Origin of the sequence: Oceanobacillus sp. FSL W7-1304 (assembly GCF_037969805.1) — a bacterium.
Lineage (GTDB): Bacteria > Bacillota > Bacilli > Bacillales > Amphibacillaceae > Oceanobacillus > Oceanobacillus profundus.
On the sequence record NZ_CP150211.1, the window covers coordinates 284,343 to 308,762 of the forward strand.

Sequence of the window (24,420 nt, forward strand, 5' to 3'; positions counted from 1 at the left end):
TATTATAAGTATGTAAGGCCTATTTTAATAATAATTTGATGCGTTTTTTGAAACGAAAGAATTTTGTCATACCTTTGTCTAATTAAAGGTGGGAACAAAAGTAGTGAATGAAAGGGGTAACAAAATGGCGAATCAAAATGTATTTAATGCTAAAAAGCAATTTGAATCGAAAGGTAAGAAGTATAACTATTATCGCCTAAAAAGCTTGGAGGAATCTGGGATCGGTAAAGTGGGGCGTTTGCCGTTTTCCATCCGTGTACTACTAGAATCTTTATTGCGTCAGCATGATGGACATCAAATCAAAGATGAACATGTTGAAGCCCTTGCAAACTGGGGAACGAAGGATGGAGAAGGTGTAGATGTTCCTTTTAAACCATCTCGAGTTATTTTACAAGATTTTACAGGTGTTCCTGCAGTTGTTGATCTTGCTTCCCTTCGAAAAGCAATGGTTGACCTTGGTGGGGAACCAGATAAAATCAATCCTGAGGTTCCGGTTGATTTAGTTATTGACCACTCTGTACAGGTTGATGAATATGGAACAGTAAATGCGCTACAAGCAAACATGGATTTAGAATTCAAACGTAACGCAGAACGCTATGAATTTTTGAACTGGGCACAAAAGGCATTTCATAACTATCGTGCTGTTCCACCTGCAACAGGTATCGTTCACCAAGTTAACTTAGAGTATCTTGCCAATGTAGTTCATGGTGTAAAAAATGATGCTGGTGAATACGATGCGTATCCAGATACACTTGTCGGAACAGACTCCCATACAACGATGATTAATGGTTTAGGTGTTCTTGGTTGGGGTGTTGGTGGTATCGAAGCAGAAGCTGGAATGCTTGGGCAGCCATCTTATTTTCCAGCACCAGAAGTAATTGGTGTTAAATTTACGGGAAGCTTCCCAAATGGAACTACTGCTACTGACTTAGCGCTTAAAGTAACACAGGTTCTGCGTGAGCAAAATGTAGTAGGGAAATTTGTAGAATATTTTGGCCCGGGATTACAAGATATGCCACTTGCTGATCGAGCTACCATCTCTAATATGGCACCAGAATACGGAGCGACTTGTGGCTTCTTCCCAGTAGATGATGAAGCGTTAAATTATCTTCGTTTAACAGGACGTAGTGAAGAGCAAATAAGTTTAGTAGAAACATATTGTAAGGAAAACAATCTTTGGTATACTTCAGATCAAGCAGATCCAGAATATACAAAAGTGATTGAGATTAACCTTTCCGAATTAGAACCGAATCTATCCGGGCCGAAACGTCCACAGGATTTGATCTCTCTATCCAATATGAAAAAGGAATTCAATAAAGCAATTACTGCTCCTGAAGGGAACCAAGGATTTGGACTTGATAAATCTGAATTCGATAAAGAAGTTATAGTACAACATCCAAATGGTGCTACTTCTACAATGAAAACTGGAGCTCTTACAATCGCTGCAATTACATCTTGTACGAATACTTCCAACCCGTATGTAATGCTAGGGGCTGGACTAGTAGCGAAAAAAGCTGTAGAAAAAGGGCTGAAAGTGCCGGAATATGTAAAAACATCATTGGCTCCAGGATCAAAAGTTGTTACACGCTATTTGGAAGATGCAGGCTTACAAACGTATCTTGATCAATTAGGCTTTAACCTTGTTGGTTATGGTTGTACGACTTGTATTGGAAATTCAGGACCTTTACTTGAAGAAATTGAAAAAGCGATTGTAGATAGTGATCTCATTGCTTCTTCTGTATTATCAGGTAACCGTAACTTTGAAGGGCGTATTCATCCGTTAGTAAAAGCAAACTATTTAGCTTCTCCGCCATTAGTAGTTGCTTATGCCTTAGCTGGAACAGTAGATATTGATCTAACAACAGAGGCTTTAGGTGAAGATAAAGACGGAAACGCTGTTTATATGAATGATATTTGGCCAACAATGCAGGAAATAAAAGATGAAGTACAAAGCGTTGTTACTCCTGAGATATTCCGTAAAGAGTATGAAGACGTATTTTCTTCTAATGAAAAATGGAATGAAATTCAAACAACAGATGAGCCGTTATTTGAGTGGGATAGTGAATCAACATATATTCAAAATCCACCATTCTTTAAAGGTTTAGCAAAGGATGCTGGAACAGTTGATCCGCTAACAGGATTACGTGCGATTGGATTGTTCGGTGATTCTGTGACAACTGACCATATTTCACCAGCTGGAGCAATTGCTAAAGACATGCCTGCAGGTAAGTTCTTACAAGAGAAAGGTGTATCACCAAGAAACTTTAACTCCTATGGTTCCCGTCGTGGAAACCATGAAATTATGATGCGCGGTACATTTGCGAATATCCGTATTCGTAACTTACTAGCTCCAGGTACAGAAGGCGGTTATACAACTTACTGGCCAACAGGCGAAGTAATGCCAATCTATGATGCTGCAATGAAGTATCAGCAAGATGGTACAGGACTTGTTGTTATGGGTGGTAAGGATTATGGTATGGGATCTTCTCGTGACTGGGCAGCTAAAGGTACGAACTTGCTAGGAATTAAGACAGTTATCGCCGAGAGCTTTGAACGTATTCACCGCTCAAACCTTGTAATGATGGGTGTGCTTCCATTACAGTTTGAAAAAGGAGAAAGTGCAGCGAAACTTGGCTTAACTGGTAAAGAAACATTCAACGTAGTAGTTGATGAAAGTGTTCGCCCGCATGACCTAGTGAAAGTTACTGCAACAGATGAAACTGGTAAAGTAACAGAATTTAATGCTATCGCACGTTTCGATAGTGATGTTGAAATTGACTACTATCGTCATGGCGGTATTTTACAAATGGTATTACGTGATAAAGTAAAAGCATAACTTATACAAAATCATTACTATCAAAAAATTGCTCTGCTAACTATGGCAGAGCAATTTTTTATTGCAAATATAATATAAACTTCGAACTAATGCGCATTGAGAGATTGTACGAATCCCCGCTCCGGAAACACACTACGCTTTTTTCGGCTGACCCGACGTTCTTTAGCGTCTCACTCTGGCCACGTACCCCGCAGAAGTCTACGTATGTTTCCTCCGCTAGAATTGGCTCATCAGCTAATTCTAACATAATTTACCGAAACAAAATTATTGCTTAAACCAGTTTGAGTGAGCGTTTGGTGGTGACTCCTCAAAAATACAAAGCAATTTTATTCGTGCGATGTAAAAGCTGACGAAGCATTCCTTGTCCTGCGGGAACAGCACGTGTCTGAAACCCGTAGGAAGTTGGTTTCTTCCATAGAGGAAGCCGTCCCTAAGATGCCCGGACGGCGATTATTGCACATACTTGAAGAAAACAGCTGGGAAGTTACTCCGCATTTTCTTTCAAATGTTTTTCATTCATGAATTTTTTAAGAACAATAATCCAATTACCTTTACAAAACATCGATATATACATACGATTGAAGAGAGTGTCTTGTTTAACTATTGGCCTGATAGAGGAGGATCAACTTGTTTAAGAAAATTTTTGGATTAACAATGCTGTTAGTATTAATTGGTATCGTTATTGGTAATTTTATTGATCATAGAAATGAATACAAAACGAACGAAACTGAGGATTCAGATACGTATCTATATGATGTTACTGGTGATACAAATGTTAAGGGAGGGGCGATTGCTCCTGCTGAAAGTGTAGGGATTGAACAAGGTAAGCTTGCACCGGACTTTGAACTGGAAACATTAGATGGAGAGCAATTCAAGTTATCGGACTTGCAAGGGAAAAAAGTGATATTGAATTTTTGGGCGACATGGTGTCCACCATGTCGAGAAGAAATGCCTGGAATGCAGCAATACTATGAAGAGAATCAAGATGAAGTCGTTGTGGTTGCTGTTAATCTAACAGATAAAGATACAAGTGAGCAAGCCGTTCGAAATTTTATTGATGAGTATGGTTTTACCTACCCAATACCATTAGATCGTGATGGAGATATTGCAAAAGAGTATGGTGTTATTGTTGTTCCTACAACTTATTTTATTGGAACTGATGGAATTGTACAACAGCCACGGGTAGCTGGACCTTTGGAGTATGACTATATGACAGAGATGGTTAATGCTTTAAATTAATTCAATTAATTATAAAATTTTGTAGAAATGGTAATACTTCTTAGTAGTACGTATATAAAAGGGGTGGATTACCATTTCTCTTAAAAAGAAGCTACGTTTTGATGAACTTGTTGCAGAAAATCGAAGACAGATTTTAGAAGACAGAAAACTTATGGAGCAAATTGAAAATAATTTGGACATGAGGATGCATCAGACTGTAAAGAAAGTAAATGAAAACTGAAAAGATGCTACTTCCTATCGTGAAAGGAAGTAGCATTTTTTTGTATAGTATTATATTTTATTGAAAGAATAAGCCTGTGTAATTGAGAAAGGAGAATCAGCATGACAGACAAGCATAATCAACAAGCTAAACCTGATGATCGCAGTGACAATGCAGAAAAAATCCAAAATATGGTGCAAAATACGATTGAAAATTTAGAAGCAGCACATGAAACAATGCAGTTCAGTTCTGGTGAAGAAAAAGAACAAATCATTGCAAAGAATCAGCGAAGAGAAGAAGCAATAGAAGGTTTCCGTGAAGAGATAAAGGATGAATCCAATCAATAACGGAATGAAACAGTCTCAAACTATTTGTGTTTGAGGCTGTTTCGCTTTTTAATCACTATAAGAGGTTGACCAAAAATTCCGGGAAAAATATACACATCCTGTGTAACACTGGTAGTCAAAACTATGCCGCTTCGAACTTCGACGCATAGGACGTGCTAGTGTCGGCGTCGCAAAAGGACATTGCAAACTTATCCGACCACGGTTCTTTTATTCTCCTTTTTGAGCACGCTTTACAAATCACTTTTTCTCATTTTTATGATACGATTAAGCAAGTGAGAAAATTAAGGGGAAGTGAAATGGAATGAAGAAAGTACGAACACCGTTGGAAGTAAGGTATCAAGAGACAGACCAAATGGGAGTTGTCTACCATGCGAATTATTTAGTGTGGTTTGAAATAGGGAGAACCAAATATATTGAAGCACTTGGACTTAGTTATGCTGCGATGGAAAAAGATAATGCTGTAGCTCCAGTACTCGATGCGCAAATTACGTTTAAGAAGCCCATACGTTATGGTGAGGATGCCTATGTGGAAACATGGTTGGAGGATTATGATGGGCTGCGAACGGTATATGGTTATTACATTCTGGATTCTGCCGGTGATATTGCTGTAAGTGGATTTACAAAGCATGCGGTTGTGAAGAAGGATACATTTCGGCCGATTTCGTTAAGAAGGGCTTTTCCAGAATGGCATCTTGCGTATTCAGAGCAAATTAAGGGTGAACAATAATGGCATTTGGAATTAAAAGAAGTGAATTACTTGCTTGGAAGGATAATGTGGCAAATGGGGAAGTAGCTTTTCTGACACATTATTGGATAGATGAACGTTTTCCTGGCTGCAATACGGTAACAAAAGTGGGATGCAGTGACTTGGGAAAATTGGCAGCCTGGGGCAGAGCCTATGGACTTCGAGAAGAATGGGTTCATCAGGATGAGACATACCCACATTTTGATTTGTTTGGTGAGCGCCAGCTTGAAATACTGGAAAAAGAAAATCAATGGGAACAAATAGAACGTTTTAAATTGTAAGCATTTAAAGAAACCAGCATATTTTTAGTGAATAAAAAGACGATGATCAGAGCTACAATATCATGATCATCGTCTTTATAATTATACATACTCTATAATCGGTTCATTCCGTTTTTTATCTAAACGCACTGCCAAATCGCTGTTCTCAAAATACCACGCATCAGCCTCTTCGATATAAAGCGTAATATTCTCCACTTCTGTGGATGCATAAATTGCTTTGGGTTTATCTAGTTTGACTCCAAGGGAAAATCCAGGAATCTTACCGCCGACCCCTCCATATCGAACGAAAAAACGTAATTGAGCTGTGTCTTCAATATCCAATTCTTCTTTATACCATTTTGCGGCTTCCGTGCTGACTGTTAGGTTCAATAAAGACAACTCCCTTTGTTAGTAAATACTATTTGTTTTTCTTGGCAGATAACAAAGTACAAAAAACTTTTTTATCTGCATAGGTAACTAGTTTGGTGGATGCCAAGCTTACTATTCCTTTTTCTCTGGTACATAGTCAACTCCACCAGGATGAAATGGGTGACATTTGCTAATTCTTTTTATCGTTAAATATGATCCTTTTATTGCGCCAAAACGCTTAAATGCTTCAAGTCCGTATTCAGAACACGTAGGATAGAACCTACATGTTGAAGGGGTAAAAGGACTGATTGCAGCTCGGTAAAATTTTATAAGCCCGATAAATAAATATTTCATCGCTGCTACTCGATTTCAGCGTTTTGCTTATCAAAGGTAATGGATGCAATTGCATCATGTAGATGAATCGATTCCTCATTTCTACAAGAGACATTGAATTTTGTGACAAAAGGCAACTCGTATAAATCGGCTGCAACTAAACGAACTATATCTTCGACGAATCGAGGGTTTTCATATGCTTGCTCTGTTACCATTTTCTCATCTGGTCGTTTAAGTACAGGATGAATTCTAGCACTTGCATTACTTTCCGCTGCTTGTAAGAGTGTTTCCTTCCAATCTGTTTTGTTTTCATCAAAGTCATCAGAAAGGGTGATATCCATTGCTACTTCGCCACGCTGATTATGCGCGCTATACTCACTAATCTCTTTTGAGCAAGGGCATAGTGTTGTAATCAAAGCAGATAAAGCTACATTCACAGATGTTCCTTTCGCTTGCTTGTAGGTTACGCGAATTGAAGCATTTGCATGATTTAACCCTGCAAGATTGGAGCTTGGACCTTTTCGTTCGTAAAACCAAGGGAAGTCCACTTCGATGGTTGCATCCTTTTGCTCAAGGCGTTCAGCCAATTCTTTTGCAAAAGATTTTAAATTAGCTAATGTGATGTTGAATCCTTGCTCATGGTATTGATTTAATTGTTCCATAAACCGGCTCATATTCGTCCCTTTACTCGTATTAGCTAAACTGGACGAAAATTTGAATGTACCTATACTTGTTTGAAAGCCAGGGTTCATGTTACTTTCAATTGTAATTGGGTATTTTACATTGGAAATCCCGACTACATTCAGATCAAAAAGAAAGTCTTTCTTTGTATTTTGCAGGTCTGCCATTTTACTCTTTTCAACAGGTTTTGTTCTTTCTGCTGGTTGGACAGAACCAAATAATTTATGACGTTGTTCTTTCGTCGGTAATTGCTTTAGCGGGAATATTTTGGTGTGTTGCAATATATAAGTCCCCTTTCAAATTCTCAAGTAATGATAAGTATACTGAATGGATATTTATTATTCAATTTATTGGATTGGAATGGTGATTATTGTATTACATCCATTTTATTTTAGGTTCCGTTCCATTGCGAATACGTTTGATATTTTCCAAATGCCTGTAGAAAACAAAAGCTGTTAGTAAGGCAACGACAATAATCAATCCGATGTCTTTAAAGAAGATTGATACAAAAACACTAATCACTCCAGTAACCATGGATGATAATGATACATATTTAGAAAGATATAAGGATGAGATAAAAGTGACAATCATGATTAAAAATAACAATGGATATATACCTAAAATAATGCCACCAGAAGTCGCAACAGCTTTCCCACCTTTAAATCGTGCAAATAAAGGGTACATATGTCCAATAACTGCGAAAACTCCAATTGCAAGTCGATAAATCTCCACATCAAATAATAATGGGACTAGTGTTGCTGCTGTTCCTTTTAAAATATCTGCTAATGTTACAATAATTCCTGCTTTTATACCGAGGACGCGAAATGTATTGGTAGCTCCAAGGTTGCCACTTCCATGCTCCCGAATATCCATTTTGTAACCAATTTTACCTACTAGCAGTGCTGATGGTATAGAGCCTAATAAATAAGCAATAATAGCAAATACGATATATTCCATATTTTTTCCTACTTTCATTATTAAATTAAATGATTTTTTTGATTGATGTGATGTACTATCGTTTATTTTAGCATGAACCGTAAAGATAAAGAACCTAAAATATGAACTATTATACGATAACGATTTAAGAATTAAAATGTTTATAAAAAAGAAAAGAGGGTATTACCCTAAAAGTAGACTTTGAATAACGAGGAGCAAAGCCATGATCGAATTTAAAAATGTACATAAAGTATATCCAGATGGAACGGAAGCAATTAAAGATTTTTCGCTAGAAATTAAAGAGGGGGAACTGCTGACATTAATTGGACCCAGCGGATGTGGAAAGACAACAACGATGAAAATGATTAATCGATTAATTGATCCCACATCAGGATCAATATACATAAATGGTAAAGCTATTACAGATTATAACATACACGAATTAAGATGGAATATTGGTTATGTTCTTCAGCAAATTGCATTATTCCCCCATATGTCAATTGCTGAAAATATTGCAGTAGTTCCTGAAATGAAAAAATGGAAAAAGCAAGAAATTGTAAGTCGAAGCCATGATCTTCTTGATATGGTTGGTTTAGATCCATCGACATTCGGGAATCGTATGCCGGGAGAACTTTCTGGAGGACAGCAGCAACGGATTGGTGTCATTCGTGCACTCGCTGCTGATCCAGATATTATATTAATGGACGAACCATTTAGTGCTCTGGATCCGATCAGTAGAGAACAACTACAAAACGATATTCAGAAATTACAGAAGGAAATTAAGAAGACAATTGTATTTGTAACCCATGACATGGATGAAGCATTGAAGTTAGGTGATCGTATTTGTTTAATGAAGGACGGTAAAATGGTTCAGGTAGACAAAGCGGAACAATTAGTTTTAAACCCAGCTAATAATTTTGTTAAAGATTTTCTCGGAAATAAAAAATCCCCATGGCAAACAGAAGTTGGGGGGATTGCAGATCAACAGATGGATGCAATTATAACGAAATCCATTTACGAGTCACAGACTTTTCCACGTCAGGGAACCTATATCGTAATCGATGAAAATAGTCATTATGTAGATATGGTTAGAAATGGCAGTGTGTTTCATGGAAAGACGATTCAACACGATATGCCATTGTATCAAGCTGTTGAGTTACTTCAGGAAAGTGATCAGACACTGTTCCCTGTTTTGAATAGACAACAAGTTGTTGGCATTTTAACTTATCCACAAATTGTTTCATTCCTAAAAAGTAAAACAGATACAGAAAATGGGGTGACACATATTGGATAATTTTATTGCTGTTTTCAAGCAACGACAAGATATGCTTTGGCAAACGATTATGGAACATCTGCAGATCTCCTTGATCTCATTAATTATTGCAATTGTTATTGCAGTTCCATTAGGATTGCTTTTGACTAGGTATCCTAAAGCAGCAGAGCCCGTAATTGGCATTTCAGCTGTTTTGCAGACAATACCGAGTCTTGCTGTACTGGCATTTCTTATTCCGTTCTTTGGGATAGGTACTACACCTGCAATTATTGCATTAATTCTTTATGCTTTATTACCAATTCTAAGAAATACATATACCGGTATTAAAGAAGTAAATCCTGCGCTAAAAGAAGCTGCTACTGGAATGGGAATGAATTCCTTCCGACGTTTAACTAAAATTGAATTACCAATTGCCATGCCAGTAATTATGGCTGGGATCCGAACGTCTATGGTCTTAATCGTGGGTACGACAACAATTGCTGCTTTAATTGGTGCTGGAGGATTAGGTGAAATTATTTTACTAGGATTAGATCGTGGTGCAGATATTCATCTAATATTACTTGGAGCGATACCTGCAGCATTGCTTGCAATTATATTGGATATGATATTGCGTATTTTTGAACGTTTTTCAAAAAAAGCAGGTTTAAAATCTTTTATAGCTATGCTTGTACTTGTAGTTCTAATCGTCGTCACGCCACTTATTTTTAATGGAACTAAACAGGATGATCTTGTTATTGGTGGAAAATTGGGATCTGAACCGGCTATACTTATGAATATGTACAAATTGCTAATTGAAGAAGACACAGACCTTGAAGTTGGATTGGAGCCAAATCTCGGGAAAACTGCCTTTGTTTTTAGTGCACTGCAAGAGGGGAGTATTGATATTTTCCCAGAATTTACTGGAACTGCTATCGTAACACACTTAGAAGACCAAGCAGCAAGCAATGATGCTATGGAAGTTTATGAACAGGCAAAACAAGGGATGAAAGAGGAATTTGGCATGGAATTGCTTATGCCAATGGAATATAATAATACGTACACCGTAGCAACGACAAAAGAATTGGCGGAAAGATACGATCTTGAAGAAATTGGTGATTTAAAACAAATTGAGAATGAGATTACTGCTGGGTTTACATTAGAATTTAACGATCGTTATGATGGATACGTGGGAATGCAAGACTTATATAATCTTCAAATCGCAGACGTAAAAACAATGGAACCAGGAATAAGAGAATCTGCGCTATCAAACGGTGAGGTTGACATCATTGATGCTTATGCCACGGATAGTTATATGGTAGAATTGGATTTAGTAACATTATCCGATCCAGAGAATCTATTTCCACCATATCAAGGTGCTCCTCTATTGCGTGAGGATACATTAGAGGAATACCCGGAACTACGAGATATTTTAAATCAGCTCGCTGGAAAAATAACGGATGATGAAATGCGTGAAATGAATTATCAAGTGGATTATGAAGATGAATCGCCAGAAGAAGTTGCAAGGGAATACTTAATACGAGAAGGTTTGATAACAAATTAAGGAGGGTGTTCAGGTGGCTTGGGAAAATCCAGCAAATGATGAATTAAAAGAAATATTAGAATCAGCAAAAACGATTGCAGTAGTAGGACTATCTAATAATCAAGATAAAACAGCCTATCAAATTGCAAAAATTATGCAGGAGGTCGGATATCGAATTATTCCTGTTAATCCGACAGTGGAAGAGGTGCTTGGTGAGAAGGCATATTCTTCGCTAACGGCTATTCCAGACAAGATTGATATTATAAACATTTTTAGAAGACCAGAGTATTTACCAGAAATTGCGAAAGAAGCAGTAGAGACTGATTGTCGTATTTTTTGGGCCCAGCAAGGAATTGTCAATGAAGAAGCCTATCATTACCTAAAAGAAAGAGATTTTACCGTAATTATGGATCTTTGCATTAAAGTGGTGCATGCTGTGCTTGTTAAAAAATAATGGTCAACAATTTAAAAAATGCTTGAAAAGGATGACGAACTTATGTCATCCTTTTTATTGGCAATTAAGCAAATAAACATTCGTCCACAGGGTTTTAAATGCGATTATAACTAAGATAAAAACAATGCAAGTACGGGGGATATATTTACTTTTTCTTCCAAATTTAGTATGTTTACAATTTCACACGATTTAAAATTACGTAGGGAATATATAGCACGTATAGAATGTTTTTTAGCTGTTTTATGCATTAAAATGGCAATTGTAGTATACTTATTAGCATATTCTGCGATATGATGATTGAATAGAAGGTGTCTTATAAAAAAAATGATTAATTTACAATTACGAACAATTGTTCTATTATAAAGAAAGTGGATTGTTTTTGTTTTTGAAAGGAGTAGTGGATTGATTGAATAATGAATTCCAATATTCGGATGATTCCATCCAAGTTCTAGAGGGTCTTGACGCTGTTAGAAAAAGACCAGGAATGTATATAGGAAGTACAGACAGCCGTGGGCTGCACCACCTTGTTTTTGAAATTGTGGATAATGCTGTTGATGAAGCTTTAGCAGGCTATGGAAATGAAATTAAAGTAACGATACATAAAGATAATAGTATTTCTGTTCAGGACAGTGGACGCGGTATACCCACCGGAATGCATAGCACTGGCAAACCGACAACCGAGGTTATTTTTACGGTGCTCCATGCAGGTGGAAAGTTTGGACAAGGTGGATATAAAACAAGTGGTGGATTACATGGTGTAGGATCATCCGTAGTAAACGCATTATCCGAATGGTTGGACGTAACAATACATCGGGACGGGTTTATATATTATCAGCGTTTTGAGGCTGGTGGAAAACCAGTTAGCTCGCTTGAAAAAAGAGGTCCAACAAGGAAGAAAGGAACTACTATTCATTTTAAGCCAGACCCGACGATTTTTAGTACAACAGATTATGATTTTGAGACCATTTCGGAACGTTTGCGTGAGTCTGCATTTTTATTAAAAGGTTTAAAAATAGAACTTATTGATGAGCGAAATAATGAAAAGGAATTATATGAGTTTCCAGATGGCCTCGTTTCCTTTGTCGACTATGTAAATGAAGAGAAGGATACATTACATCCAGTTGTATCTTTTGAAGGGGAACAGCATGGGTTAGAGGTCGAGTTTGCGTTTCAATTTAATGATGGTTATGCAGAGAGCATGCTTTCTTTCGTTAACCATGTTCGTACAAGAGATGGTGGAACACACGAATCTGGTGCGCGAAGTGCCATTACGAGAACATTCAATGAATATGCTAGAAGAATAGGTACATTAAAAGAGAAGGATAAAAATCTAGAAGGTACAGATATACGAGAAGGACTTACTGCAATTATTTCTGTTCGAGTGCCTGAGGATAAGCTTCAATTTGAAGGGCAAACGAAAGGCAAATTAGGCACTATTGAAGCTCGATCTGTTGTTGATGCAGTCGTATCTGAAAATCTAAATTATTTTCTAGAAGAAAACCCAGATGTATCTGGCATGCTCGTTAAGAAAGCAATAAAGGCGAAAGAAGCCCGCGAAGCAGCTCGTAAAGCACGTGAGGATGCAAGGTCAGGTAAAAAACGTAAAAGAAAAGATACGATTCTTAGTGGAAAGCTCACACCGGCACAATCGAAAAATCCACAAAGAAATGAACTCTACCTTGTTGAGGGTGATTCAGCAGGGGGTTCTGCTAAACAGGGAAGAGATAGAAAATTCCAGGCTGTTTTACCTTTGCGCGGAAAAGTAATTAATACAGAAAAAGCTAAGCTGCAAGACGTGTTTAAGAATGAAGAGATTTCAACTATTATCCATACAATTGGAGCTGGAGTTGGCGGGGACTTTGACTTGGATGATGTGCAATACGATAAAATTATTATTATGACGGATGCGGATACAGATGGTGCTCATATTCAAGTACTTTTATTAACGTTCTTTTATCGTTATATGCGTTCCCTTGTAGAAGCAGGAAAAGTATTTATCGCACTGCCGCCTCTATTTAAAATCTCTAAGGGTAAAGGAAAAAGTGAAAAAATTGTCTATGCTTGGGATGAGGCTGAAATGAAAGAAGCTCTTAAAGTGTTTAAAAATGGATACACGATTCAGCGTTATAAAGGTCTTGGTGAAATGAACGCTGACCAACTTTGGGAAACGACAATGAATCCAGAAACAAGAACATTAATCCGGGTAACCATTGAAGATATTGCAAGAGCAGAGCGTCGTGTAACAACATTAATGGGGGATAAAGTAGAGCCAAGAAGGAAATGGATAGAGGGACATGTTAAATTTGGTTTGGAAGAGGATACTAACATTTTAGAAAATGAAAGGATACATTCCGAACATTAAGTATATCGAATTTATTACGTATTAATGGGTTGTAATACCCCACGCTAAAATGGAGAGAAGTAAAAATGTGATGATGGGGTAAACATTCCGTAAGTTCCTGATTCTTTTCAAGGGCCTGCGGTTCTCCCTAGTGGTGCTGACATTAGTGGGAGAGAAAGTGAAACTCCCACTGAATTAAAGTTTCACTTTATAAAGCGATCCCAAAACAAGAATATAGATGGAAACAAGTAAGGGGGGATTGATTTGTCACAAACAGAAAAGTTTTTAGATCTTCCATTAGAAGAAGTAATTGGTGACAGATTTGGACGATACAGTAAATATATTATTCAAGACAGGGCTTTGCCAGATGCAAGGGATGGGCTAAAGCCAGTACAGCGAAGAATACTTTATGCGATGCATGAAGAGAAGAATACACATGATAAGCATTTCCGGAAATCTGCTAAAACGGTGGGTGTCGTTATTGGTAACTATCATCCACATGGTGATTCTTCAGTCTACGAGGCAATGGTTCGTTTAAGTCAAGATTGGAAAGTAAGAAATGTTTTGATTGAAATGCATGGGAATAACGGAAGTATTGATGGAGATCCACCGGCAGCTATGCGTTATACAGAAGCTAGATTATCCAGTATCTCGTCAGAGCTTTTACGTGATATTGACAAGGAAACTGTTGAATTTATCCCAAACTTTGATGAAACGAGTTCTGAACCAGTTGTTCTACCAGCGAAATTTCCTAACCTGCTTGTGAATGGCTCGACAGGTATCTCTGCAGGTTATGCAACGGATATTCCCCCGCATAATTTAGCAGAGGTAATTGATGCTGTTATTATGCGGATGGATAATCCAGAAGTTACTGTTCAGGAATTGATGCAAGTAATGAAAGGTCCTGATTTTCCAACCGGAGGAATTATTCAAGGTATTGATGGTATCCGAAAGGCATATGAAACAGGTCGCGGTAAAATTATTATTCGTGGAAGGGCAGAGATTGAAGCTGTTCGAGGTAATCGAGAACAAATAGTCATTACGGACATACCGTATGAGGTCAATAAGGCCAATATGGTTAAGAAGATGGACGAGCTGCGAATCGATCGTAAAGTAGAAGGTATTGCAGAAGTACGAGATGAGACAGATCGTACTGGTTTACGTGTTGTTATTGAATTGAAACGAGATGCAGATAGTGAAGGCATTTTGAATTATTTTTATAAAAATACGGATTTGCAAGTGACCTATCATTTCAATATGGTTGCCATTCAGGACAAAACTCCGAAACTATTGTCATTACCTCAAATGCTAGATGCGTATATTGGGCATCAGAAAGATGTAGTTACAAGACAAACCAAATTTGATTTAAAAAAAGCCAGAGATCGTGCCCATATCGTAGAAGGCCTGATAAAGGCAATCTCTATTTTAGATGAATTAATTGCGACAATCCGTGCTTCAAAAGATAAATCTGATGCGAAGAAACAAATTATGGAAGCATACGGTTTTACAGAAGCGCAAGCAGAGGCAATTGTTACACTACAATTATACAGGCTGACAAATACGGATATTACACAACTTCAAAGTGAAGCTGCCGAATTACTAAAAAGAATTGAACAATTAGAGGGTATTCTTAATAGTGAAAAGAAGCTACTTCAAACAATCAAAAAAGATTTGAAACAAATTAAAAAGACATTTGCTGAAGGTCGACGTACGATGATTGAAGCAGAAATTGAAGAGCTGAAAATCAATATTGAAGTAACTGTTGCAAGTGAGGATGTACTTGTTTCAGTAACGAAAGATGGATATATTAAACGCACAAGTTTGCGATCGTATAGTGCTTCAAATGGCGAAGATTTGGCCTTAAAGGAACATGATTATCCGATTAGTTTACTAGAAGTAAATACGACTGACAAAGTGCTTCTATTTACGAATAAAGGGAAATATTTGATCACTCCAGTTCACGAGCTTCCAGACATTCGTTGGAAAGACACTGGACAGCATGTATCGAATATTGCCCAGCTTGACAAGGATGAACGACTCATTCAATGTATTCCAGTACGCGATTTTAATGAGTCAATGAATTACCTGCTGTTCTTTACAAAAAACGGTATGGTAAAACGAAGCGAATTCAGTCTTTATGATGCGCAGCGGAAATCGAAAGCACTTATCGCATTAAATCTGAAAAATGGTGATGAGGTAGTTAATGTTTGTCAAACAGACGGAAATATGGATGTGTTCCTTGTTTCGAATAAAGGGTATGGATTATGGTACCATGAATCGGAAATCTCAGTAGTTGGACAGAGAGCTGCTGGCGTAAAAGCAATGATGCTCAAAGATGAGGAATTCATTGTTAATGGACAGGTATTTAATGAACTAACTAACCCTTCAATTGTTATTATTACACAGCGCGGAGCTTGCAAACGAATGAGAATGAGGGAATTTGAAAAATCAACTCGTGCTAAGCGTGGGTTAACCATGTTAAGAGAATTAAAAAGTAAGCCACATCGAATCAAAGGGTTTTTCGCAATAAATGAAAATGATACAATATGTTTTGAAACAAGTAATGGCAGTCTGCACAACTTATTCCCGCTTGAGTTATCTGCAAGCGATCGATCTAGTAATGGATCCTTTGTTATCGATTCGGATAACGAAGGTGAAGTAACTGAAGTGTGGAAAGAAGCGGTTTATCAAAAACCATTTGATGAAATAGAATAAAATTACAGGGGTAGCTTTTAAGCTGCCCCTATTTAATGTTGTTTAACATTATTATTTCTAGTACTGAAAATATATAAACTGTGGATTAGTGTATTTAAATGGATTGTGCGTCTACCCGCTCCGGAAATATCTTTGCTAGTATATGGAATTAAAAACGATATCGATGCGCTCCCGGACGGCGATTATTGCACATACTTGAAGAAAACAGCCGAGAAGTTAGTTCGCAGTTTCTTTCAAATCTAATTCAATGAACCAACTTTATTTATAACTATGAAAACACTTTCTAAATTCAGATTAGTATGGTAAAGTAAGAGTAAATTTATTGAAGGAGGGCTTATAAACGGAATTACGAAATAAAATCATCCAGTCGTCTTTAATTTTATTTGAACAATACGGGTTTCATGGAGTTAGTGTGAATCAGATTGTTGAAAATGTAGGTACTTCTAAAGGTGGATTTTATCATCATTTCACCTCTAAAGATGAATTATTATTTGAAATTCACGATACATTTATAACGCATGTATTAGAAAAAGGGATTTACGCATATGAAACGCATCATTCACCAACCCAAAAATTAAAAGCAATTGTGAAAGAATTTGTAAACGTTTTCGGCCTGTATAAAGCACATATTTCTGTCTTTTATCAGGAGAGTACGTATTTAAAGCAACAATATCAAAGGTCAGTGAAAGACAAAAGGGATCAATTCAAACAAATTGTCATGCGAACAATTGAAGAGGGAAAGAAGTCTGGTGAGTTTCGAGAAGAACTGTCCATTGAAATTACAACAATGGCAATCTTAGGAATGGTGAACTGGATTTATAAGTGGTACCGGCAATCAGGTGCAAACACGATGGATGAAATTGGAGATATCTTTGTTGATTTAATTTTGCATGCAGTTCTCCAAACAGAAACGATTTCTAAAGATAATTATAAAGAAATACTGTTAGACTTGCCATTCTTTGCAAAAGGGAATCGAAATGGCTAAAACAGACCAACTAGTCGGTCTTAACTTATGAGGGGGAATAGCATGAATTTCGAATTAACGAAAGAACAAGCGATGATTAAGAAGATGGTTCGAGACTTTGCTGAAGAAGTCATCCGACCAAGAGCAGTTGAAATTGACACGAAAGCAGAATTTCCAAGCGATATTTTTGATCAAATGGGGGAGCTTGGCTTACTAGGAATTCCGTTTCCAGATGAGTATGGTGGATCTGGTGGAGATACAGTTTCTTATGCGTTAGCAGTGGAAGAGATTGGGCGTGTATGTGGAAGTACTGGATTAAGTTATGCTGCGGCAGTTTCTCTTGGTGCAAGTCCACTCTATTATTTCGGAACTGACGAGCAAAAAGAAACCTATTTAAAGCCCCTTGCTTCAGGGAAAGCGCTTGGATCATTTGGATTAACCGAACCAAATGCTGGATCAGATGCAGGAGGAACGAAAACGACCGCGATAATTGATGGAGAAGATTATATCATTAATGGTGAAAAATGCTTTATTACGAATGCAAGCTTTGCCAAAATCATTATTGTAACCGCTGTCACTGGTAAAAATGAACAAGGAAAAAGCATGATCTCTTCAATTATTGTTCCTGCAGATACGAAAGGGGTTACGATAACGAGCAATTACGATAAGATGGGGGTTCGCGGGTCGGATACGGCTGAAATTGTACTTGAAAATGTTCGTGTGCCAAGAACAAATGTATTGGGAGAAGAACATAAAGGTTTCAATCAATTTCTCTATACCTTAGATGGAGGGAGAATTTCAATTGCAGCACTTGGACTTGGAATAGCGCAAGCATCACTTGATAAAGCACTAGCATATGCAAAAGACCGGAAGCAGTTCGGTAATTCAATTTCTAAATTCCAAGCGATCCAATTCAAGCTTGCTGATATGGCAATGGAAGTTGAGCTTGCAAGAAATATGGTGCATAAAGCTGCATGGTTAAAGGATCAAGGAAAGCCTTTTGGAAAAGAAGCCGCATATGCCAAACTGTTTGCGAGTGAAACAGCATTCCGCTCGGCAAATCAAGCGATCCAAATTCATGGGGGCTATGGTTATATGCGTGAATATGAGGTGGAACGCTATTTACGTGATGCAAAGCTACTAGAAATTGGGGAAGGAACGTCTGAGGTTCAACGATTGGTTATTGCTAGAGAACTAGGCTGCTAGTCCAGATTAGGAAGGGGAGAATTCATGTCATTATTAGGCTTAACTGTTGGTGAGCTGCTTGAAAAACAGGTGGATTTATATCCAAATCATGAAGCAATCGTCTATCCAGAATTAAAATTACGGAAAACATATTCGGAATTTAATGAAATGGTCAACCAAGCCGCAAAAGGATTGATGGCCCTAGGTATTCAAAAAGGGGAAAATGTAGCAATATGGGCTGATAATAAACCAGAATGGATTACATCACAATTTGCAACCGGCAAAATGGGAGCTGTCCTTGTAACGGTAAATACAAATTATCAAGCGAATGAATTAACATATTTACTAAAGCAGTCTGAAGCAACAACCTTAATAATGGCCGAAAGCTATAAAGGAACATCCTATGTTGATATTTTAAAACAGCTATGCCCCGAGTTAGGAGTTCAGGAAAAAGGAAAATTACGGTTAGAAACATTACCAAACTTAAAAAATATCATTGTAATTAGTAATGCGGAATATCATTATGCCTATACGTGGAAGGAAGTCATTGCAAAAGGTAATGGTATCAATAATGTTCATTTAGAGCAACGGAAACAATCGCTGAACGAAGATGATGTCATTAACATGCAATATACATCAGGAACTACTGGATTTCCAAAAGGGGTTATGCTAACACATCGAAACATTGTCAACAATGGCAATCAGATTGCTGATTGCATGAAGCTTACTCCTAACGATCGATTATGCATACCAGTACCATTTTTCCATTGTTTTGGCTGTGTATTAGGCATACTTGCTGCGGTATCCAAAGGTACAACGATGGTTATACTGGAGCAATTTCACGCAGAGAAGGTATTGCAAGCTGTTTCAGAAGAAAAATGCACGGGACTTCATGGCGTTCCTACAATGTTCATTGCAGAATTAAATCATCCTCGTTTTCATGAGTTTGATCTGTCTCATTTGCGAACAGGTATTATGGCGGGATCAACTTGTCCAGTAGAAGTAATGTCCAATGTGATGAATAAAATGGGCGCAAAAGAAATTACAATTGCTTATGGTCAAACAGAATCGTCACCGGTGATATCACAAACAAGAACAGACGATCCAATTGAATTGAAAGTAAATACGGTTGGAAAACCACACCCTAATGTGGAAGTAAAAATCGTTATACCTGGAACGGATACAGAACAAGAAATCGGTGTTCCAGGTGAGCTGCTAACTCGAGGGTATCTTGTGATGAAAGGCTATTACAATAATCCCGAGGCAACGAAGGAAGCCATTGATAAGCAAGGTTGGCTTCATACCGGTGATTTAGCGGTGTTGCATAAAAATGGCTATATTGAAATAACTGGACGAATGAAAGATATGATTATACGCGGCGGAGAGAATATTTACCCACGAGAGATTGAGGAGTTTTTATATCAGCATCCAGACATTCTAGATGTACAAGTAATCGGAGTACCTGATGAAAAATATGGAGAGCAAGTCATGGCTTGGATTATTTTAAAGGATAATAAACAGATAACAAGCGAAGAAATTAAAGATTATTGTAATGGAAAAATATCGAGGCACAAGATACCCAAGTATATCGAATTTGTCGATGTATATCCAATGACAGCTAGCGGGAAGATACAGAAGTTTAAATTAAGAGAGATTGCGATGCAGCAACTTCAATCCTAGGGGGGAGCATATGATAAAAAAGGTGCTTATTGCAAATCGAGGAGAAATTGCAGCACGAATTATTCGCACATGTAAGAAATTAGGAATTCAAACAGTAGCTATTTATTCAGAAGCAGATCAAGAGGCTCCATATGTATCGATGGCGGATCAGAGCTTTTTGGTTGGAGCTCCACGTGTAAATGAGAGCTATTTAAATGTTGAACGGATAATTGCTGTCGCAAAAGAAGCGAAAGCCTGCGCGATTCATCCTGGATATGGTTTTCTTAGTGAGAATGAAGCATTTGCTAATCGCTGTTTGGAAGAAGGATTGATATTCATTGGACCAACAGGGAGCGTCATAAAGCAGATGGGAAGTAAAATAGCGGCAAGAAATGCAATGAATAAAATTGGCATTCCTGTTGTGCCCGGAACGGATGAAGCGATTGCGGCGATAGAGGACGCAGTAAAAATGGCAGAGAAAATTGGTTATCCAATTATGCTCAAGGCCTCGGCTGGGGGTGGCGGAATCGGTATGCAGGTTGTTTACTCAGAAGAAGAGCTGGCCAAAGCATTTGAAGGGAATTCAAAGCGTGCACAGACATTTTTCGGTGATGGATCCATGTTTATGGAAAAGAAAATTGAAAATGCCCGCCATATTGAAATACAAATTTTAGCAGATCATCACGGAAATGCAATTCATTTATATGAACGTGAATGTTCGATACAGCGTCGAAATCAGAAAGTTATTGAAGAGGCTCCGTCACAGTTTATTTCAGAATCCACAAGACAGCGTATGGGCGAAGCTGCAGTTAAAGCTGTCAAGGCACTTGAGTACACCAATGCAGGGACGATTGAATTTCTGGTTGATGAATTAGAAAATTTTTACTTTTTGGAAATGAATACAAGAATTCAAGTTGAACATCCCATAACTGAAGAAATTACAGGAATTGATATTGTGGAAGAGCAACTACACATTGCTTCCGGTAAGGCATTAACAATTAAACAAACAGATTTGCAAATAGATGGTCATGCGATTGAAGCGAGAATTTATGCAGAAAATCCAGTTACGTTCTTCCCTTCACCAGGTCATATTTCTCATATTGAATTACCTGAGGGACCGAATATACGGAATGAAGTAGGTGTGACTGCCGATTATGATGTAACACCGTTTTATGACCCAATGATTGGAAAATTAATTGTAAAAGGGTCTAATCGCAAAGAAGCAATCGCTATATTAAAGGAAGCTTTATCCAGTTATAAAATCGATGGAATTAAAACAAATATTCCTATGTTGCAAGAGATTGTACAGCATGAACAATTTATAAAAGGAAACACAACGACAGCTTTTATTGAAAAATTCTATCATAAATAAAGGAAACTGAGGAGGATACGGATATGCAAGAAGTGAAAGCGAGTATGGCAGGGAATGTATGGAAAATTGTAGTGGCTGTAGGAGAACAAGTGGAAGAAGGTCAGGATATTGTAATACTTGAGTCCATGAAAATGGAGATACCAATTGCAGCGGAAGCATCTGGGGTAGTAAAAGAATTAAAAGTTGCAGAGGGTGATTTTGTAAATGATGAAGATGTTCTTGCCGTTATTGAATAGGTTAGAAAATAACTAGGCTGCTTCATAGAAGTGAAACTTCATTCAGTGGGGGGTCTTTACTCTCCCACCTTCACACATATTATTTCCCTCTTGTTTAGAGGTGGGAGTATAACAGACCATTAATGCATGATAAAAATGGCACGGACAGGTTGTGAAGGAACTGCAGATGATTGCGATTAGAATAAAAATAAGCCTAAAATAAACCTTCTAAAGGATGAGGATAAATGTCGGATTTAATTACGATCAACATACATGAGGAACATGTAGCTGTCCTAACGCTGAACCGACCAGAAGCTGCGAATGCGCTATCGCATGCATTATTAGTTGCATTAAACGAAGCAATAAAAGAAATTAACCAAAACAAATCGATTTATTGTACGGTTATTACGGGGGCAGGCGAGAAAGCTTTTTGCGCTGGTGCAGATTTAAAAGAACGAAAGGGAATGTCAGAAGATGAGGTAATGAAGGCGGTTCGTTACATAGGGGAAACTGTAACCGCAATTGAAGGGATGAATATGCCCGTAATTGCGGCAATTAATGGTGCTGCTTATGGTGGTGGTTTAGAATTAGCCCTTTCATGTGATATCCGAATTGCTGCACAAAATATTAAACTAGGCTTGACAGAAACATCTCTAGCCATCATTCCAGGCGCAGGCGGCACTCAAAGGTTGCCTCGTCTTATTGGAACAGGGCATGCTAAGCGTTTGATATTTACTGCGAAACCAATCGATGCTTCAGAAGCCATCTCTATTGGCCTGGTTGAACAAACAGCTGAACAAGCAGACCTGTTAACAGATGCATTGGTGTTAGCGAAAACCATTGCTTCCAACGGGCCGATTGCTTTAAAACAGGCGAAAATAGCTATTAATAATGGTACGCAAACAGATATAAAAGAGGGATTAGACATTGAACGTGCATGCTATGCGGAAACCATTCCGACAGTAGATAGAGTGGAAGGGCTTCAAGCATTCAAGGAAAAAAGGAAGCCATTATATAAAGGTATTTAGTGAGGAGGATGCAACATGTCTTATTTAGAAGAATTGCAGGAGAGAATGCGTAAAATAGAAAAAGGCGGAAAAGACAAGTACCATAAAAGCAATGAAGAAAAAGGGAAGCTTTTTGTCCGAAAACGATTAGAGATTTTATTTGATAGCGGGATGAACATTGAAGATGCATTTTTTGCGAATTGCCTGGACGACGATTTACCATCTGATGGGGTTGTTACAGGAATTGGAAAAGTCAACAATCAGGACGTTTGTGTGATGGCCAATGATTCAACAGTAAAGGCCGGCTCGTGGGGGAAGCGAACGGTTGAAAAGATATTGCGGATTCAAGAAACAGCAATGAAGCTTGAGCTGCCAATGATTTATTTGGTAGACTCTGCAGGTGCCAGAATTACCGACCAAATCGAAATGTTTCCAGGCAGACGTGGTGCAGGACGAATTTTCCATAATCAAATTAAATTATCGGGAAGAGTACCACAAGTATGTTTGCTGTTTGGACCATCTGCGGCTGGAGGAGCATATATACCAGCGTTTTGTGATATTGTGATCATGGTTGATGGGAATGCCTCCATGTATTTAGGTTCACCAAGAATGGCAGAAAAAGTAATCGGAGAAAAGGTATCATTGGAGGAAATGGGTGGTGCAGTCATGCATTGTTCAGTTTCTGGTGTTGGTGATGTGTTAGTGAAGACGGAAGAAGAGGCAATACACTATGCACAGAACTATTTAAGCTATTTTCCGGCTAATTTCAGGTCGAAGCCGAATAATGTTGAAGCGAAACCTGTTCCAGCATTTGAAAAGTCGATCACTGATATCGTACCAGAAAACCAAAATGCTCCATTTAATATGTATGATTTAATTGACCGAATTATTGATGAAGGCAGTTTCTGCGAAATCAAGAAGAAGTTTGCAGCTGAATTAATTACCGGGCTTGCACGGATTGAGGGCAGCTCTGTCGGCATTATCGCAAACCAGCCACGCGTAAAAGGCGGCGTTTTATTTACGGATTCTGCTGATAAAGCAGCAAAGTTTATCCAACTCTGTGATGCCTTTAATATTCCGCTATTATTCTTAACAGATGTACCAGGATTTATGATAGGAACAAAGGTAGAGAGACAAGGTATTATTCGACACGGTGCTAAAATGCTTTCAGCGATGAGCGAAGTAACGGTACCAAAAATATCGGTCATTGTTCGGAAGGCATATGGTGCAGGTCTTTATGCGATGTCAGGACCAGCGTTTGATCCAGATTGCTGTTTAGCTTTCCCAAATGCACAAATTGCGGTAATGGGACCAGAAGCAGCAGTAAATGCTGTGGAAGCTAATAAAATTGCCCAATTACCGGAAGAGGATCGTGCCGCATTTATTAAACAAAAGCAAGATGAATATAAAGAAAATATTGATGTTTACCGACTTGCATCTGAAATGGTAATCGATGCCGTAATCGATCCAAATACATTAAGACAGGAGCTAGTGAACCGTTTTTCCGTTTATGCAGCTAAAAATGTAACATTCACCGAAAGAAAGCATGGTGTATATCCTGTATAAACAGGTGATTATAAAATTGAGATGACAAATAAAACCTAGAAACTAAGATAATCATGTTTCTAGGTTTTTAACTATGAATTCCTAATCATTTAGATTACCATAATAATATTATGTAAACTAATAAACAAACTTATCTTTGCGAATCAATAATAACCTTATTTGTGAAATCGCTTTTATAATTTGTGGCAATCCAATGACTAATTTC

The 24,420-nt window shown here is 37.9% G+C and carries 22 protein-coding genes; 18 read left to right on the top strand and 4 right to left on the bottom strand.

Annotation, left to right across the window (positions count from 1 at the left end; genetic code table 11):
- Nucleotides 1–124 precede the first annotated feature (124 nt).
- From acnA to NYE61_RS01450, 6 genes are all read left to right on the top strand, one after another.
- A complete protein-coding gene (gene acnA, locus NYE61_RS01425) occupies nucleotides 125–2,836 on the top strand; it encodes an aconitate hydratase AcnA (protein WP_303449763.1) in 2,712 nt (903 codons plus the stop codon).
- A gap of 627 nt (nucleotides 2,837–3,463) precedes the next feature.
- Nucleotides 3,464–4,075, top strand: a complete 612-nt coding sequence (locus NYE61_RS01430; protein ID WP_303449761.1) for a TlpA disulfide reductase family protein — start codon at nucleotides 3,464–3,466, stop codon at nucleotides 4,073–4,075.
- Nucleotides 4,076–4,148: 73 nt separating this feature from the next.
- The gene (locus tag NYE61_RS01435) at nucleotides 4,149–4,295 is read left to right on the top strand and encodes an FbpB family small basic protein (protein WP_095308848.1); all 147 of its coding nucleotides are present in this window, start codon (nucleotides 4,149–4,151) and stop codon (nucleotides 4,293–4,295) included.
- Nucleotides 4,296–4,396: 101 nt separating this feature from the next.
- Entirely contained in the window at nucleotides 4,397–4,621 is a 225-nt protein-coding gene (gene tlp / locus NYE61_RS01440; RefSeq protein ID WP_095308822.1) for a small acid-soluble spore protein Tlp, read from the top strand.
- 301 nt (nucleotides 4,622–4,922) lie between these two features.
- Entirely contained in the window at nucleotides 4,923–5,348 is a 426-nt protein-coding gene (locus NYE61_RS01445; protein WP_303449758.1) for a thioesterase family protein, read from the top strand.
- Nucleotides 5,348–5,647 carry a hypothetical protein gene (locus NYE61_RS01450; protein ID WP_095308826.1) on the top strand — a complete coding sequence of 100 codons (300 nt, stop codon included), beginning with the start codon at nucleotides 5,348–5,350 and terminating at the stop codon, nucleotides 5,645–5,647. The genes NYE61_RS01445 and NYE61_RS01450 overlap by 1 nt, the downstream gene beginning before the upstream one ends.
- Before the next feature lie 81 nt (nucleotides 5,648–5,728).
- Here NYE61_RS01450 and NYE61_RS01455 read toward each other — a convergent pair whose 3' ends face one another.
- The 4 genes from NYE61_RS01455 to plsY form a co-directional block, all read right to left on the bottom strand.
- On the bottom strand, nucleotides 5,729–6,016 hold the full coding sequence (locus NYE61_RS01455; RefSeq protein WP_095308828.1) for a HesB/YadR/YfhF family protein: 288 nt from the start codon (nucleotides 6,014–6,016) through the stop codon (nucleotides 5,729–5,731).
- A gap of 111 nt (nucleotides 6,017–6,127) precedes the next feature.
- Complete coding sequence (gene yidD, locus NYE61_RS01460; protein ID WP_095308830.1) at nucleotides 6,128–6,349, bottom strand: membrane protein insertion efficiency factor YidD; 222 nt, start codon at nucleotides 6,347–6,349, stop codon at nucleotides 6,128–6,130.
- A gap of 5 nt (nucleotides 6,350–6,354) precedes the next feature.
- The gene (gene folE2 / locus NYE61_RS01465; RefSeq protein WP_095308832.1) at nucleotides 6,355–7,290 is read right to left on the bottom strand and encodes a GTP cyclohydrolase FolE2; all 936 of its coding nucleotides are present in this window, start codon (nucleotides 7,288–7,290) and stop codon (nucleotides 6,355–6,357) included.
- 94 nt (nucleotides 7,291–7,384) lie between these two features.
- On the bottom strand, nucleotides 7,385–7,966 hold the full coding sequence (gene plsY, locus NYE61_RS01470) for a glycerol-3-phosphate 1-O-acyltransferase PlsY (RefSeq protein ID WP_095308834.1): 582 nt from the start codon (nucleotides 7,964–7,966) through the stop codon (nucleotides 7,385–7,387).
- Nucleotides 7,967–8,168: 202 nt separating this feature from the next.
- Here plsY and NYE61_RS01475 point away from each other — a divergent pair, with 202 nt between their 5' ends.
- The 12 genes from NYE61_RS01475 (at nucleotide 8,169) to NYE61_RS01530 (ending at nucleotide 24,215) form a co-directional block, all read left to right on the top strand.
- The gene (locus NYE61_RS01475) at nucleotides 8,169–9,239 is read left to right on the top strand and encodes an ABC transporter ATP-binding protein (protein WP_095308836.1); all 1,071 of its coding nucleotides are present in this window, start codon (nucleotides 8,169–8,171) and stop codon (nucleotides 9,237–9,239) included.
- Nucleotides 9,232–10,758 (top strand): ABC transporter permease/substrate-binding protein, encoded by a 1,527-nt coding sequence (locus tag NYE61_RS01480; protein ID WP_303449752.1) that lies wholly within the window; start codon nucleotides 9,232–9,234, stop codon nucleotides 10,756–10,758. Before NYE61_RS01475 ends, NYE61_RS01480 begins: the two co-directional genes overlap by 8 nt.
- A 13-nt stretch (nucleotides 10,759–10,771) precedes the next feature.
- The gene (locus tag NYE61_RS01485) at nucleotides 10,772–11,191 is read left to right on the top strand and encodes a CoA-binding protein (protein WP_303449750.1); all 420 of its coding nucleotides are present in this window, start codon (nucleotides 10,772–10,774) and stop codon (nucleotides 11,189–11,191) included.
- Between the two features lie 406 nt (nucleotides 11,192–11,597).
- The gene (gene parE / locus NYE61_RS01490; protein WP_095308842.1) at nucleotides 11,598–13,553 is read left to right on the top strand and encodes a DNA topoisomerase IV subunit B; all 1,956 of its coding nucleotides are present in this window, start codon (nucleotides 11,598–11,600) and stop codon (nucleotides 13,551–13,553) included.
- A gap of 243 nt (nucleotides 13,554–13,796) precedes the next feature.
- A complete protein-coding gene (gene parC / locus NYE61_RS01495) occupies nucleotides 13,797–16,247 on the top strand; it encodes a DNA topoisomerase IV subunit A (RefSeq protein WP_095308844.1) in 2,451 nt (816 codons plus the stop codon).
- 358 nt (nucleotides 16,248–16,605) lie between these two features.
- Nucleotides 16,606–17,232: a TetR/AcrR family transcriptional regulator gene (locus NYE61_RS01500; RefSeq protein ID WP_303449804.1), complete on the top strand. Its 627-nt coding sequence runs from the start codon at nucleotides 16,606–16,608 to the stop codon at nucleotides 17,230–17,232.
- A gap of 42 nt (nucleotides 17,233–17,274) precedes the next feature.
- On the top strand, nucleotides 17,275–18,417 hold the full coding sequence (locus tag NYE61_RS01505) for an acyl-CoA dehydrogenase family protein (protein WP_095308853.1): 1,143 nt from the start codon (nucleotides 17,275–17,277) through the stop codon (nucleotides 18,415–18,417).
- Between the two features lie 24 nt (nucleotides 18,418–18,441).
- Nucleotides 18,442–20,076, top strand: coding sequence for an AMP-binding protein (locus NYE61_RS01510; RefSeq protein ID WP_303449741.1), 1,635 nt, complete (start codon nucleotides 18,442–18,444; stop codon nucleotides 20,074–20,076).
- A gap of 10 nt (nucleotides 20,077–20,086) precedes the next feature.
- Nucleotides 20,087–21,427 carry an acetyl-CoA carboxylase biotin carboxylase subunit gene (locus NYE61_RS01515; RefSeq protein ID WP_303449739.1) on the top strand — a complete coding sequence of 447 codons (1,341 nt, stop codon included), beginning with the start codon at nucleotides 20,087–20,089 and terminating at the stop codon, nucleotides 21,425–21,427.
- A 23-nt stretch (nucleotides 21,428–21,450) separates the two neighbouring features.
- A complete protein-coding gene (locus tag NYE61_RS01520; RefSeq protein ID WP_095308858.1) occupies nucleotides 21,451–21,663 on the top strand; it encodes an acetyl-CoA carboxylase biotin carboxyl carrier protein subunit in 213 nt (70 codons plus the stop codon).
- A 224-nt stretch (nucleotides 21,664–21,887) separates the two neighbouring features.
- Complete coding sequence (locus NYE61_RS01525; protein WP_095308860.1) at nucleotides 21,888–22,670, top strand: enoyl-CoA hydratase; 783 nt, start codon at nucleotides 21,888–21,890, stop codon at nucleotides 22,668–22,670.
- A 15-nt stretch (nucleotides 22,671–22,685) separates the two neighbouring features.
- Nucleotides 22,686–24,215 (top strand): acyl-CoA carboxylase subunit beta, encoded by a 1,530-nt coding sequence (locus NYE61_RS01530; protein ID WP_095308861.1) that lies wholly within the window; start codon nucleotides 22,686–22,688, stop codon nucleotides 24,213–24,215.
- The last annotated feature ends 205 nt before the right edge of the window (nucleotides 24,216–24,420 follow it).

Bases quoted from the DNA above. Each gene is read 5' to 3' on its own strand.
- acnA (WP_303449763.1), top strand. From the start codon at position 125: ATGGCGAATCAAAATGTATTTAATGCTAAAAAGCAATTTGAATCGAAA.
- tlp (WP_095308822.1), top strand. From the start codon at position 4,397: ATGACAGACAAGCATAATCAACAAGCTAAACCTGATGATCGCAGTGAC.
- NYE61_RS01445 (WP_303449758.1), top strand. From the start codon at position 4,923: ATGAAGAAAGTACGAACACCGTTGGAAGTAAGGTATCAAGAGACAGAC.
- NYE61_RS01450 (WP_095308826.1), top strand. From the start codon at position 5,348: ATGGCATTTGGAATTAAAAGAAGTGAATTACTTGCTTGGAAGGATAAT.
- yidD (WP_095308830.1), bottom strand. From the start codon at position 6,349: ATGAAATATTTATTTATCGGGCTTATAAAATTTTACCGAGCTGCAATC.
- plsY (WP_095308834.1), bottom strand. From the start codon at position 7,966: ATGGAATATATCGTATTTGCTATTATTGCTTATTTATTAGGCTCTATA.
- NYE61_RS01475 (WP_095308836.1), top strand. From the start codon at position 8,169: ATGATCGAATTTAAAAATGTACATAAAGTATATCCAGATGGAACGGAA.
- NYE61_RS01505 (WP_095308853.1), top strand. From the start codon at position 17,275: ATGAATTTCGAATTAACGAAAGAACAAGCGATGATTAAGAAGATGGTT.
- NYE61_RS01510 (WP_303449741.1), top strand. From the start codon at position 18,442: ATGTCATTATTAGGCTTAACTGTTGGTGAGCTGCTTGAAAAACAGGTG.
- NYE61_RS01515 (WP_303449739.1), top strand. From the start codon at position 20,087: ATGATAAAAAAGGTGCTTATTGCAAATCGAGGAGAAATTGCAGCACGA.
- NYE61_RS01520 (WP_095308858.1), top strand. From the start codon at position 21,451: ATGCAAGAAGTGAAAGCGAGTATGGCAGGGAATGTATGGAAAATTGTA.
- NYE61_RS01525 (WP_095308860.1), top strand. From the start codon at position 21,888: ATGTCGGATTTAATTACGATCAACATACATGAGGAACATGTAGCTGTC.
- NYE61_RS01530 (WP_095308861.1), top strand. From the start codon at position 22,686: ATGTCTTATTTAGAAGAATTGCAGGAGAGAATGCGTAAAATAGAAAAA.